The sequence below is a fragment of the Collinsella aerofaciens genome, from assembly GCF_015556945.1.
GTDB classification, from domain to species: Bacteria; Actinomycetota; Coriobacteriia; order Coriobacteriales; family Coriobacteriaceae; genus Collinsella; species Collinsella aerofaciens_AO.
Genome location: NZ_JADNNH010000016.1, coordinates 16846 through 29142, shown reverse-complemented (window position 1 = coordinate 29142; position 12297 = coordinate 16846). Strand labels below are relative to the sequence as shown.

The following is a 12297-nucleotide window of genomic DNA, read 5'->3' as shown; positions in this document are numbered from 1 at the left end:
CCGCGTCCCCGCGGACACTCGAAATGCAGCAGGAGGAACTTAAGATGAAGCGTACGTATCAGCCTAATAAGCGTAAGCGTGCCAAGACCCATGGCTTCCGTGCCCGTATGGCCACTAAGGGTGGTCGTGCCGTGCTCGCCCGTCGTCGCGCCAAGGGCCGCAAGCGTCTCACTGTCTAGCAGCGATACACACATCTCGCATGAAGACTATTAAGTCTCGGCAAGATTTCGAGCATGTGTTCAGTCAGGGGCGTCGTTTCAATCACCCTCTGATTCGAATGACCATATGTGAATCGGTTGGCGAAGGCGACTCCGGAAGGGTCGCCTTCGTTGGTGCTAAGCGACTCGGTTGTGCCGTCGTGCGCAACCGATCTAAGCGTGTGATGCGCGAGGCCGCCCGCAGCTGCGGATTTCCCGTTACGGGTTATGACATCATCTTGTTTGCAACTCCCAAGACGAGGGTTTCCTCGCCGCAGGAGATGGACAAGGCGTTGCGTTCGCTTATGAAGCGCGCCGGCGTTGCCGGGGAGGAGCGATGAGCAATCACGTTTTGCGACGTGTTGCCATCGCTCCTATTCGCATATATCAACAGGTTATTTCGCCCTTATTGCCTGACGCCTGCATTTATTACCCAACGTGCTCGCAATACGCCATCCAGGCGATTGAGAAGCACGGTATTTTGAGAGGCTGCTGGCTTGCCGTGAGGCGCATCGCTCGCTGCAATCCCCTGCACGTCGGCGGTTATGACCCTGTGCCCTAGCGGGCACTCGCTATCGGAGGAAAACTTACATGTGGGATTGGATCGTTAACATCCTTTTCGAGCTGCTCAAGCTCATCCAGACCTTTGCGGTCGACTGGGGCCTGTCCATCATCATCCTGGTGGTCATCATCCGTCTGCTGCTAACGCCGCTCATGCTCAAGTCGACCAAGTCGACGGCTCGCATGCAGGTGCTGCAGCCCAAGATGCTCGAGATCCAGGAGCGCTATGCCGACGATCCCCAGCGTCAGGCCGAGGAGATGCAGAAGTTCTACAGCGAGAACAAGTTCAACCCCATGGCTGGCTGTCTGCCGCTGCTGATTCAGATGCCTATCCTGTTCGCCCTGTTTACATTGCTGCGCAACCTGCCGCAGTACTTTAACGACGGCACGTTCTCGTTCTTCAACATTCTGCCCGACCTGACCACCACGCCGAGTGCTTCCTTTGCCGGTGGCTTTATGGTTGCACTGCCTGCGCTGGTTTGCCTGATCCTGTTCGCCGTCCTGACCCTGATTCCGCAGCTCTATATGTCGCGCAACCAGACCGGCCAGCAGGCTCAGAGCATGCGTATGATGGCCGTTGTCATGACGGTCATGATGCTTTGGATGGGCTGGAGCCTTCCCGTTGGTGTTCTGCTGTACTACGACGTCTCGTCTGCTTGGCAGGTTATCCAGCAGATTTTTGTGACGCAGAAGGTCATCGACAAGGCGAAGGCCGATGAGGAGGAGCGTCTTAAGAACGCTCCGCTGCAGGTTGAGGTCACTCGTCGAGAGAAGAAGCCGCGCCCGCACAAGAAGAAGTAGTGGGATATCAATCTTATTTAGGTACCTAACTTTTGGAGTACGTTATGTCTGAAGAGATCATCGAGGATATGCTTGAGGAGGTTGCCCCGCAGGTCGCGGGCGATTATCCCGAGATTGCACAGCGCTACAAGGCTGGTGAAGAGCTGACCGATGAGGAGCTCGACACCATTGCCGATGTTGCTATTTCCATCCTGCGTTCCATCCTTTCGCACTTCGATGCCGCCAACTCTCCTATCGATGAGTATGAGGGCGACGAAGGTGAGCTGATTTTGGATGTAACGGCTCCCGACCTTGCTGTTCTCATTGGCCGTCATGGTCGCACCCTTGATGCCCTTCAGGTTATGTTCTCTTTGCTGGTGAGCCGCAAACTTGGCTTTAGGTATCCGGTTGTAGTGGACGTCGAGGGATACAAGAGCCGCCGTCAGGACAAGGTTGCCTCCATGGCTCAGTCTGCTGCCGAGCGTGCCATTCGCACTCATAAGAGTGTTTCGCTTCCGCCCATGAATGCCTACGAGCGTCGACTGGTTCACATTGCACTTCGTGGCAATGATGCCGTCGATACTCATTCTGAGGGTTCTGACCCTGATCGCCATGTGGTGATTGTTGCTCGATAATCTACTCGAGTTTATGCTAAGGGGACGTGGTTTCCACGTCCCCTTTTTTTGTCAAAAGTTCTCGATACGCTGATTTTTGTCAGAAAGGAGCTTTCGTTGTTAGTACTTACTGATCAGCAAGCTGACGAGATGTTGAGTCGTCTAGCTTTCTATTGCAAAGAGTATTCCTTGAACGTAACTGATGTTGAGCTGAGGAAATGTATTCAGCATTTGGATTTGGTTCTAGAAACAAATAAGACAACCAATCTCACCCGTATTCTTAACGTAGAAGATGCTGCAGTACTTCATATCCTCGACTCACTTGTTTTGCTCCCCTATATCAACAAGGCTCCTGAGGGAGCTTTGCTCGATCTGGGAACAGGTGCGGGCTTCCCTGGTATTCCATTAACCATAACCACGCATCGTAAAGCTACTTATATTGACTCTGTTGGCAAGAAGGTTGATGCGGTAAATTCCTTTGTCCATGCTCTTGGATTGAAACATGCCCATGCGGTTCATGATCGTCTTGAAGAATATGCTCGGAGCCATAAGAAGCAGTTCTCTGTTGTAACCGCCCGCGCACTGGCTCCTCTACCGATTCTTGTTGAGTATGCGGCTCCGTATCTGAAGGATGGAGGGCTATTTGTTATAACCAAGGGCAATCCTTCGGATGAGGAGCTTGCTTCCGGCATGTCAGCAGCTAAGATTTGCGGCTTCACTTTGCTTCTGAATGACGCAATTGATTTGCCTGAAGGCTTGGGTCACAGGGAGTTCATTGTTCTTAAGAAGAGTCATCCAGCATCCGTTTCATTGCCTCGTGCAAATGGCGTGGCAAAGAAGAATCCGCTTGCCTAGATGTTTCACGTGAAACATAATGGATACTAACAACTTGCAGTGTTTCACGTGAAACATGGCGGTTGATATCGATTCGGAATGTTTCACGTGAAACATCCTCCGTTTGACAGCTTTAATACACACCAGGAGGGACCGTGGGATTTCACGACGTTAAGCGTTCAAAGAGCGCAAAAGACACGCGTATCATTGCAATCATCAATCAAAAAGGCGGCGTCGGTAAGTCAACGACGGCTGTAAACCTTGCAGCAGCACTGGGTGAGCAGGGTCGTAAGACACTGATTGTCGATTTTGATCCGCAGGGAAACAGCACCAGTGGATTCGGAATTGAAAAAGAAGACCTTGATCACTGCATCTATGATGCATTGTTGAATGATGTGCCGGCAGAATCACTTGTTCTTGATACAAATTGCAAAAAGGTATTCGTAATTCCAGCTACAATTCAGCTTGCAGGCGCCGAAATTGAGCTCGTAAGCGCAATTGCACGTGAAACCCGCCTCAAAGATTTGCTTGAGCCGATTCAGGACGAGTTCGATTTTATTTTCATTGACTGTCCTCCTTCGCTCGGCCTGCTTACTATCAACGCTTTGACCGCAGCAGACAGCGTTTTGATTCCGATCCAGTGCGAATATTACGCACTCGAGGGCGTTACGAAGCTGCTTGAGTCAATGAAGATGGTCAAATCAAGGCTGAACAAGGACTTAGACACTTATGGTGTGCTTATGACCATGTATGACTCGCGTACTTCACTATCGAATCAGGTTGTTGAGGAGGTTCAATCGTACTTTGGTGATAAGGCGTTTAAGACGCTAATCCCCCGTACGGTTAAAATCTCCGAAGCTCCGTCTTTTGGAGAACCAGTAATTACCTATGCACCTCAAAATAAGGGTGCAAAAGCATATATGAACCTTGCAAAAGAGGTGATCAAGCGTGCCTAGTGTAAAGAAACGTGGCGGATTGGGACGTGGACTGAATGCTTTGGTTTCAGAGGCCGAGTATGAGACAGGCGGTTCGGCTGCATCGGCTTCTAATGCTGCATCTGAAACAAAACTACCTATTGAGGATATCGTTCCCAACCCTAATCAGCCGCGAATTCACTTTAACGAAACTGAACTTCGCGAGTTGAGCGAGTCAATCCAAGAACATGGCGTTTTGCAGCCGCTTTTGGTTCGCAAGCATGGAAACGGCTATGAGATCATCGCTGGTGAGCGTCGTTACCAGGCGTCAAAGCTTGCTGGCCTTGAAGAATTGCCAGTCATCATTAAAGAGGTAAATGATGAAGAGATGCTGGCTCTTGCTCTTATCGAAAACCTTCAACGTTCAGATCTGAATCCCGTCGAAGAGGCTAAGGGCTATCGACAGCTCATCGATGCCAGCGGTATGACCCAGGAGGCATTGTCGAAGGCAGTAAGCAAGTCACGCTCTGCAATTACAAACTCACTGCGTCTTCTCGATCTCCCCGAAGTAGTTCAGCAGATGATTTTTGAGGGTAAACTTACTGCTGGTCATGCACGTGCGATTCTTGCAGTTCCCTATGAGGATGCTCGAATTCGACTTGCAGAGAAGGTTGTTGCAGAGGGCCTTTCCGTAAGAGCGACAGAAAATCTTGCTCCGTTGTTTTCTGCCGGAGAGACACCTAAGACGCCGAGGCCTGCAACCCCTCAGTCTTTTAAAAAGGCAGCCCGCGTGCTTCGTCAGGTTTTTAATACCAACGTGCGTGTGAAGAGCTCGCGTGGAAAGAATAAGATTGAGATTGAGTTTAAAGACGAGGAAGAGCTCTCTCGTATTCTTGGCGAAATGATTCAGTTTGATCAAGGAGGCCAAGATGAGGAATAGAATTTTAACTGCGATTGCATTGGCGACGACTGTCGCGGCTGGTGCCTTTGCTGGCTATAAGATCGCGACAGACGATGAACTTCGAGGTCGTTTGCTTCGTAGTGTGCAAGATATTATCGATACATCCAAGAAGAAAATGGATGTTATGACAGAAGATGTTGCAATGCGTACTGCTCAGGTAACGAAGAATCCCAAGATTAATCAGGGTTGGGTCAGCAACCAATGGGAAAATGTAGGCTATTAGGTACCTAACAATTACTTAGCATATTGTGATGGGTCCTTGTCTGATTCACGAGACAAGGACCCCTTATTTTGGCCGTAAAAATGGGACCAGTAGCAGCTGATTCAAAATTAAGGTCAATAAATGAAACGACCCCGGTTGCATATCCTGCAACCGGGGTCGTTCGATGTTTCACATGAAACGTTTTGGGTGCGACTCCCCTATGCGTTCTTCTGAACTTTGAAGCGCTGCTTCAGCTGTCCGCAAGCGGCGTCAATATCGTTACCACGGGAGTTACGAATCGTTGTCTCGATGCCACGGGACTCAAGGCGACGCTGAAGATCCTCAACCTTATGAATCGGCGAAGGCTTGAGCGGGCTACCCTCGATGTCGTTAAGCTGAATGAGGTTAACGTGGCACAGCGTTCCCTCGCAGAAGTCGCAGAGCGCCTGCATTTCCGGATTCGTATCGTTGACGCCTTCGATCATGGCATACTCATAGGTTGGGCGGCGGCCGGTCTTCTCGGTGTAGAGCTGAAGCGCTTCGTGAAGGCGAAGCAGCGTGTACTTCTTAACACCGGGCATGAGCTTATTGCGCGTCGACTGGATGGCAGAATGCAGTGAAACAGCAAGCGTGAACTGCTCGGGGATGTCGGCAAATTTGCGAATACCGGGAATAACGCCACTGGTAGAGACGGTGAGGTGACGAGCGCCGATACCGATGCCATCGGGGTCGTTGAGGATTCGCAGCGCCTTGAGAACCTCGTCGTAGTTGGCAAACGGCTCGCCCTGGCCCATGAAGACAACGCTCGTGGCGCGCTCGCCAAAGTCGTTGGATACATGAAGTACCTGGTCGACGATCTCTTGAGCGGTCAGAGAGCGCTTGAGGCCGTTGAGACCGGTAGCGCAAAAGGCACAGCCCATGCCGCAGCCTGCCTGGGTGGAAACGCAGACGGAAAGCTTGTTACGACGGGGCATGCCGACAGTCTCGACGGAAACGCCGTCGTGGTATTCGAGCAGATACTTGCGCGAGCCATCTTTGGAAACCTGCTTGGTGAGTTCAGTGGGCGTGTCAAAGGCAAAAGCCTCTTTAAGCTGCTCGCGGAAAGCCTTGGGAATGTTGGTCATATCGTCAAACGAACAAACGTTCTTCTCGAAGACCCATTCAATGAGCTGCTTCGCGCGGAACGCGGGCTGGCCAAGTTCGGCCACGAGCTCGCGAATATCGTTTTGGCTCAAGTCGCGAATGTCCTGAGATTTAGTCCTGGGATTCATGGAAGCCTTTCGATTTTGGGGAAACGTAGAGGGTATCGCTACAATATGATATCAGCTGCAGAAATTATAGAGGAGGAGTCTGCCCATGCCGGGTAAAAGCCTAGAGAACATGCACGTAGCGGTCTTGGCGGGCGGTCATTCCGCTGAGCGCGAGATCTCGCTCAATTCGGGAAAGAACGTTGTGGTGGCACTGAAGGAAGCCGGCTACACCTCGGTGGAGCTGCTCGATACGGCCGCTGATGACTTTATGGTAACCATGGCAACCGGCGGCTTTGACGTGGCGTTTATCGCCATGCACGGTGCCGGCGGCGAGGATGGTGCCATGCAGGGCGCCATGGAGACCCTGGGTATCCCCTACACGGCCTCGGGCGTGCTTGCTAGCGCCTGCGGTGCCGACAAAGAGGTCTCTAAGCTCCTGTACGCCAAGGCGGGCATTCCCATTGCCCCCGGCCTTGCGCTCGAGGTGGGCGATGAAGTCGATATCGATCATATCGTCGAGGTTTGTGGCGAGCGCAGCTTTGTGAAGCCGGCCGTCAACGGTTCCAGCTATGGCATTTCCCTGGTCCATGAGCCCTCCGAGCTGCCCGCGGCAATTGCCAAGGCGTTTGAGTACGGCGACAAAGTGCTGGTCGAGAAGTGCATCGAGGGTACCGAGATCACCGTCGGCGTGTACGGCGAGGACGACGTGCGCGCCCTGCCGATTGTCGAGATTCGCAAGCCCGAGGACTGTGAGTTCTACGATCTGGACGTGAAGTATGTCGACCCTACGGACATCCATCGTATTCCGGCGCAGATTTCACCCGAGAATTACGCTCGCGCCCAGGAGCTTGCCTGTGCTGCTCACAAGGCCCTCGGTTGCCTGGGCATCTCGCGCAGCGATTTTATCGTGAGCGAGGACGGCCCCGTCATCCTCGAGACCAACACCATTCCCGGCATGACCGATACGTCGCTGTATCCGGATGAGATTCGCCACACAGACGACATGACGTTCCCGCAGGTCTGTGACAGCCTGATCCGTATGGGCCTTCGTCGAGCGGGCATTGCATGCTAATCGAGGACGCGGTTTCGTCAGGAACGCCGCAGTTTGTCATCGACTCCTATGCCACGCTTGCCGAACGCGCCAAAACGCAGTCCTTCGGCCTTATCGAGGAAGATGTGATTGTCCTCGATACCGAGACCACAGGTCTTTCGGTGCAGGACAACGAGCTGATCGAGATCTCGGCGGCCCGTCTTTCGGGCCGCGAGATCGTCGACCGCTTCGATACCTTCGTGCATCCCAAGCAGCTGATTCCCGCCGAGATTACCGAGCTCACGAGCATTACAAATGCCGATGTGGCAGATGCCCCGTCGGCCGTTGAGGCCATAGCCGCTCTCGCCGATTTTGTCGGTGGTTGCCCGGTAATCGCACATAACGCCACGTTCGACCGCTCGTTTATCGAGTCGGTCAAAGGCGGCGTCAACGTGAGCGATATCTGGATCGATTCGCTGGCGCTGTCGCGCATCGCGCTTCCGCGCCTGGCCTCGCACAAGCTGTCTTTTATGGCCGATCTGTTTGGCTGTGACTCGGTATCACACCGTGCCAATGCCGACGTCGACGCCCTGTGTGGCGTATGGCGCGTGTTGCTCGTGGCGCTCACCGACTTGCCCCAGGGCCTCATGGCGCGCCTAGCCGACATGCATCCGGACGTGCCTTGGTCCTATCGTCCAATCTTCTCATTATTGGCGGGGCAGAACCCTGGTTCTATCTTCTCTCTCAGCGCCGCTCGTGCTGACGTTCTCAAGGCCGATCGCGCCGACGATCGGGTGGACGCCGACGAACTGCCGGTACTCAAGATGCCGAGTCGTGAGGAGATTGAGGCAGACTATGCGCCAGGTGGCCTGGTCAATCGCATGTATCCCACCTACGAGCCGCGTGATGAGCAGATCGCGATGGCGCTCGAGGTCCGCGATGCGCTGGTCACGGGCACTCATCGTGTAATTGAGGCGGGCACGGGCGTCGGCAAATCGATGGCCTATCTGGTGCCTTTTGCCGAGGCAGCACGCCGCAACAACATCACGGTTGGTATTGCGACCAAATCGAACAATCTTGCCGACCAGCTCATGTACCATGAGCTGCCAAAACTTGCCGAGCAACTGGACGGTGGCCTGTCATTTTGCGCTCTCAAGGGCTATGACCACTATCCGTGCCTGCGCAAGCTTGAGCGCATGAGCCGCGGCCAGGTCGAGATTACCACCAAGCGCGATCCGGCGGACACGCTCACGGCGGTCGCGGTCATTATGGCGTACGTCTGCCAATCAGCCGATGGCGACCTCGACTCGCTCGGCATTCGGTGGCGCAGCGTCAACCGCCCCGACTTTACGACGGCCTCGCGCGAGTGTGCTCGTCGCCTCTGCCCGTTTTTCCCTGATAAATGTTTGGTCCACGGCGCTCGTCGTCGTGCAGGGCATGCCGACGTGGTGGTCACCAACCATTCCCTGCTGTTCCGCAATGTCGCGGCCGAGGGCAGGATTTTACCTCCGATTCGTCATTGGGTAATCGACGAGGCCCATTCCATCGAGCGCGAGGCGCGCCGTCAGTGGGCGCGCGTGGTGTCGGCGGACGAATCACGCGTTCTGTTTGAGCGCCTGGGTGGCTCGAGCACCGGTGCGCTAAGCCAGGTTTCCCGTGATTTGGCAACCTCCGATGGCTCTACGCTCTATCTGGGCCTTACTGCCAAGGCGACGTCGACGGTTGCGCGCGCGAGCATGGCAATCGCCGACGTGTTCGATGGCGTTCGCGAGCTCGGCCGCCGTGCCCGTGGGGGTTATGACAATGCCAATCTATGGATTGGCCCCGAGCTGCGCGAATCTGACGACTGGCATGATTTCTTACAGTCGGCCTACGCTGCCATCGATGCATTGGAACAAGCTGACAAGTGCGTCGACGCGCTGGTGCAGGCCGTCGCCGCCGACAAGCCCGAGGTTGTTGTCGACTTGGGCGATATCTCGCGCCGCCTGCACGAGCTGGCCGAGAACCTCAAACTCATCATCGACGGCACCGATGAACACTACGTGTATTCGCTGCAGGTCAATCGCAGGTTGCGTGCCGGCGGAGAGTCAATGACCGCAGAGCGCATCGACATTGGCGAGGCCTTGGCAACCGAGTGGCTGCCCGAGGTTCACACGGCTATCTTTGCCTCGGCGACCATGACGGTGTCCAAAAGCTTTGAACACTTTAACCACGCGGTCGGCCTCGATCGCATCGGTGCTTCAACATCCTCATCGCTGCACTTGGACTCGAGCTACGACTTTGATTCGAACATGGCTGTAGTCGTTGCGGGCGATATACCCGATCCGCGCGATCGTGAGAGTTATCTTACGGCGCTCGAGCGCGTGCTGGTCGACGCCCATCTTGCCATGGGCGGATCGGTGCTCACGCTGTTCACCAATCGGCGCGACATGGAAGACCTGTACACCCGCGTTGAGCCCAAGATGGCCCGTGCGGGTCTGGAACTCAACTGCCAGCAGCGCAACTCATCTCCTCGTCGCCTGCGCGACCGGTTTATCAACGAGCCGACCTCGTCGCTTTTTGCGCTTAAGGCCTTCTGGGAGGGATTCGACGCCAGCGGCGAGACGCTGCGCTGCGTCATCATTCCCAAGCTGCCGTTCTCGAGCCCCACGGACCCGCTCTCGTGCGAGCGCAACTTGCGCGAAGACCGCGCTTGGGCGCGCTATTCGCTGCCCGAGGCGGTGCTCGAGGTCAAGCAGGCGGCCGGCCGCCTTATTCGCTCGTCGACCGATTGCGGCGTGCTGATTCTGGCCGACCCGCGCCTGGTGACGAAGGGCTACGGAAAGAAGTTCTTAACGTCGCTGCCCACGAGCTCCTACCAGCGCATCGAATCGGCGCAGATCGGGCACTATCTGCAACTGTGGCGCGCACGCCACGAGCGGCGGCGCTAAAGCGGACAGACGAGGGTTTTTGCCATATCGCACAGACGCTTTGACAGGGCGGGGTCATCCAAGATGCGGATGGCTCCGCCCGCTGCGATTATCTGGCTCAGTAGCCAACGCTCGGAGCCGTAATGCACGGTTACCGTTGCCGTGTCTGTCCCGCTGCGCTCGATTAGGGTGATGCCGGCCCAGTCCAGATGCTCCGCCATATCGAATGGCATCAGGAGCTTTGCGCTATGCTGCGTCCGGGCAAGGGAATCGTGGAGGGATGCGACGTCCGGTGCGTGAGACACGACGGAGTCTTCCGTCAAGGTGAGTCCCTCGATTTTATCCATGCGATAGGTGCGCTGCTCATCGATTGCGATGTCCCAGGCAATCAAGTATGTTTGGTCGCCGTTTGCCGTAATGCGCAAGGGGTCGACCAGACGCTCGCGTGGCCGTGCATCGTCCATCGAGCGATACGAGATGCGGCAGCGAACGCCGTCCTGAATGGCGCAGCTCAGCTGCTGCCAGTGCGACCCGTGGTTGACGGTGTCAAAGACGCGCTGGTTATAGCCGAGCTCTTCGGGTAGAAGAGCATGCCGAATCCGGGCTGCCGTCTGTGGCTCGATCCCCAACGATTCAAGTTCGTGGTTGAGCACAGCGCCCTCGGCGGCACTCAGGCGCAACGGTAGAACACGCCCGGCGTCGCCGGTGAGGACCACACGCTCGCCGTGGCATTCGCAGATGATGCGCGCGCCCGATTCTCGGTCCGCGAGCGTCGAGACGATCTCGAGAATCTCGTCGAGCGACACCCCCGTGATGTCAAAGCGACTGCAAATCTCGGCTCGTGTCATGCCGCTCTCGCCGGCGGCGTAGAGGGCCTCCATGATGTCGATGGCGCGCGAGAGTCTCTGCTCGCTGGTGAGTTTACGCACGGGCATACTCGTGCACCGTCCTTTCGATGAGGTGGTTCCACGCCTGCTTGAGCGATTTGGGGGCCATGGGCCTCATGCCGTCCATGGCGTGGGCCATGCAAAATGAGGCGGCGGCTTCAAGATCGCGCACGTCAACGGTCCAGGTCCATCCCACATCGGTGTGTGCGAGCTCACCTCGCCCGCGCGTGAGGCCGTTGATCATATCGATCTGCGTCTGAGGGGCGAACGAGAACGTGGCTGCAACGGGCGGTCGGTCGGCAAAATCGAATTCAAAGAACAGATAGTCGTTGAGATTGAAGTTCGCGGGGATGACGTAGGCCTTCGAAGGACGCCAAGCGCGTACGATACGGTCGCAGCGGAATGTCCTGATGTCGTCGGTGACGTTGTCGAGGCCACAGAAGTACGCCACGCCCTCGCGCTCGAACATGCCGTAGACGCAGACGGTACGTTCTTTCTGCTCGCCGCGTCCGTTCTGATATAAAAATCGCAGCGCACAACGCTCGGCAAAGGCGCTCCAAACCGCATCGACGGTGGGAGAGCGGCTGATCGGCGCCTCGTCTACCGTCGTCCTGCCGGTGAGATAGGCAATCTTGGAGCGAATATCGGCAAGCGGTGCGGCAAAAGTGGATGAGCCGGCCGCTAGTGTCTGGTCGATGGCGTTGAGCAGGATATCGGCGTCGTCTGCGGTAATGAGGCCGCCTGCCGCAAACGTGTGCTCGCGGTCGATTGTCCACGAGCTTTCCTCGGTCTCCTGCGCGCCGGTGGGGCGAACCTCCTTGATTAAGATGCCGCGTTCGAGCAGTTTGTCACGATCGCGTCGAAACTTGCGCTTATCCGAGTCGATATTGCCCGAGCCATATCCCAGGTCAGAATCCAAGACGATCTGCTCGGTCGTCAGCGGTTCGGGGGAGCTATTGAGCACAAAGAAAAGATTGAGGATGCGCTGAGCCGTTTTATCGAAACTGGGCTCCGAATTTCCCTTTTTAATTGTCTCGGTCGTGTCGCTTGCCGTCATAGAGTCCTCGCATGAGAAGGTGGTTTGCTGCCATGATTTTAGTCCGATATGGAGATTAGGCTATATCCTTGTCCGCTCAGGGCGTTAAGATGGCCCGAATT

The 12297-nt window shown here is 55.6% G+C and carries 14 protein-coding genes; 11 read left to right on the top strand and 3 right to left on the bottom strand.

The window, feature by feature from the left end:
- The first annotated feature begins 44 nt into the window (after nucleotides 1–44).
- From rpmH to I2F59_RS05885, 9 genes are all read left to right on the top strand, one after another.
- Nucleotides 45–179, top strand: a complete 135-nt coding sequence (gene rpmH / locus I2F59_RS05925; protein WP_019127408.1) for a 50S ribosomal protein L34 — start codon at nucleotides 45–47, stop codon at nucleotides 177–179.
- Between the two features lie 20 nt (nucleotides 180–199).
- Nucleotides 200–538: a ribonuclease P protein component gene (gene rnpA / locus I2F59_RS05920; RefSeq protein WP_118373078.1), complete on the top strand. Its 339-nt coding sequence runs from the start codon at nucleotides 200–202 to the stop codon at nucleotides 536–538.
- Nucleotides 535–759, top strand: coding sequence for a membrane protein insertion efficiency factor YidD (gene yidD, locus I2F59_RS05915; protein WP_195503558.1), 225 nt, complete (start codon nucleotides 535–537; stop codon nucleotides 757–759). The genes rnpA and yidD overlap by 4 nt, the downstream gene beginning before the upstream one ends.
- A 29-nt stretch (nucleotides 760–788) precedes the next feature.
- Nucleotides 789–1559 (top strand): YidC/Oxa1 family membrane protein insertase, encoded by a 771-nt coding sequence (locus I2F59_RS05910; RefSeq protein WP_195503557.1) that lies wholly within the window; start codon nucleotides 789–791, stop codon nucleotides 1557–1559.
- 44 nt (nucleotides 1560–1603) lie between these two features.
- The gene (locus I2F59_RS05905; RefSeq protein WP_022093802.1) at nucleotides 1604–2173 is read left to right on the top strand and encodes a Jag family protein; all 570 of its coding nucleotides are present in this window, start codon (nucleotides 1604–1606) and stop codon (nucleotides 2171–2173) included.
- A 96-nt stretch (nucleotides 2174–2269) separates the two neighbouring features.
- Nucleotides 2270–3007, top strand: coding sequence for a 16S rRNA (guanine(527)-N(7))-methyltransferase RsmG (gene rsmG / locus I2F59_RS05900; RefSeq protein ID WP_229065362.1), 738 nt, complete (start codon nucleotides 2270–2272; stop codon nucleotides 3005–3007).
- 134 nt (nucleotides 3008–3141) lie between these two features.
- A complete protein-coding gene (locus I2F59_RS05895; protein ID WP_195503555.1) occupies nucleotides 3142–3942 on the top strand; it encodes a ParA family protein in 801 nt (266 codons plus the stop codon).
- Nucleotides 3935–4840, top strand: a complete 906-nt coding sequence (locus tag I2F59_RS05890; protein ID WP_195361607.1) for a ParB/RepB/Spo0J family partition protein — start codon at nucleotides 3935–3937, stop codon at nucleotides 4838–4840. The genes I2F59_RS05895 and I2F59_RS05890 overlap by 8 nt, the downstream gene beginning before the upstream one ends.
- A complete protein-coding gene (locus I2F59_RS05885) occupies nucleotides 4830–5084 on the top strand; it encodes a hypothetical protein (RefSeq protein ID WP_195503554.1) in 255 nt (84 codons plus the stop codon). The genes I2F59_RS05890 and I2F59_RS05885 overlap by 11 nt, the downstream gene beginning before the upstream one ends.
- Nucleotides 5085–5281: 197 nt before the next feature.
- On the opposite strand, the gene rlmN is transcribed toward I2F59_RS05885, so the two are convergent.
- Nucleotides 5282–6334, bottom strand: a complete 1053-nt coding sequence (gene rlmN, locus I2F59_RS05880; protein ID WP_195444053.1) for a 23S rRNA (adenine(2503)-C(2))-methyltransferase RlmN — start codon at nucleotides 6332–6334, stop codon at nucleotides 5282–5284.
- 85 nt (nucleotides 6335–6419) lie between these two features.
- On the opposite strand from rlmN, the gene I2F59_RS05875 reads away from it, so the two are divergent.
- Nucleotides 6420–7385 (top strand): D-alanine--D-alanine ligase family protein, encoded by a 966-nt coding sequence (locus tag I2F59_RS05875; RefSeq protein WP_124786668.1) that lies wholly within the window; start codon nucleotides 6420–6422, stop codon nucleotides 7383–7385.
- Complete coding sequence (locus tag I2F59_RS05870; RefSeq protein WP_195503553.1) at nucleotides 7379–10273, top strand: helicase C-terminal domain-containing protein; 2895 nt, start codon at nucleotides 7379–7381, stop codon at nucleotides 10271–10273. The genes I2F59_RS05875 and I2F59_RS05870 overlap by 7 nt, the downstream gene beginning before the upstream one ends.
- Here I2F59_RS05870 and I2F59_RS05865 read toward each other — a convergent pair.
- On the bottom strand, nucleotides 10270–11187 hold the full coding sequence (locus I2F59_RS05865) for a helix-turn-helix transcriptional regulator (RefSeq protein ID WP_195503552.1): 918 nt from the start codon (nucleotides 11185–11187) through the stop codon (nucleotides 10270–10272). The two genes, I2F59_RS05870 and I2F59_RS05865, sit on opposite strands and share 4 nt — an antisense overlap.
- Nucleotides 11174–12196, bottom strand: coding sequence for a helix-turn-helix transcriptional regulator (locus I2F59_RS05860; RefSeq protein ID WP_195503551.1), 1023 nt, complete (start codon nucleotides 12194–12196; stop codon nucleotides 11174–11176). The genes I2F59_RS05865 and I2F59_RS05860 overlap by 14 nt, the downstream gene beginning before the upstream one ends.
- Nucleotides 12197–12297 lie beyond the last annotated feature (101 nt).

What these genes read in the sequence shown, in the direction of transcription:
- I2F59_RS05865 (WP_195503552.1), bottom strand. Translation starts at nt 11,187, where the DNA reads ATGCCCGTGCGTAAACTCACCAGCGAGCAGAGACTCTCGCGCGCCATC.
- yidD (WP_195503558.1), top strand. Translation starts at nt 535, where the DNA reads ATGAGCAATCACGTTTTGCGACGTGTTGCCATCGCTCCTATTCGCATA.
- rpmH (WP_019127408.1), top strand. Translation starts at nt 45, where the DNA reads ATGAAGCGTACGTATCAGCCTAATAAGCGTAAGCGTGCCAAGACCCAT.
- I2F59_RS05860 (WP_195503551.1), bottom strand. Translation starts at nt 12,196, where the DNA reads ATGACGGCAAGCGACACGACCGAGACAATTAAAAAGGGAAATTCGGAG.
- I2F59_RS05885 (WP_195503554.1), top strand. Translation starts at nt 4,830, where the DNA reads ATGAGGAATAGAATTTTAACTGCGATTGCATTGGCGACGACTGTCGCG.
- I2F59_RS05910 (WP_195503557.1), top strand. Translation starts at nt 789, where the DNA reads ATGTGGGATTGGATCGTTAACATCCTTTTCGAGCTGCTCAAGCTCATC.
- I2F59_RS05870 (WP_195503553.1), top strand. Translation starts at nt 7,379, where the DNA reads ATGCTAATCGAGGACGCGGTTTCGTCAGGAACGCCGCAGTTTGTCATC.
- rnpA (WP_118373078.1), top strand. Translation starts at nt 200, where the DNA reads ATGAAGACTATTAAGTCTCGGCAAGATTTCGAGCATGTGTTCAGTCAG.
- rlmN (WP_195444053.1), bottom strand. Translation starts at nt 6,334, where the DNA reads ATGAATCCCAGGACTAAATCTCAGGACATTCGCGACTTGAGCCAAAAC.
- I2F59_RS05875 (WP_124786668.1), top strand. Translation starts at nt 6,420, where the DNA reads ATGCCGGGTAAAAGCCTAGAGAACATGCACGTAGCGGTCTTGGCGGGC.
- I2F59_RS05905 (WP_022093802.1), top strand. Translation starts at nt 1,604, where the DNA reads ATGTCTGAAGAGATCATCGAGGATATGCTTGAGGAGGTTGCCCCGCAG.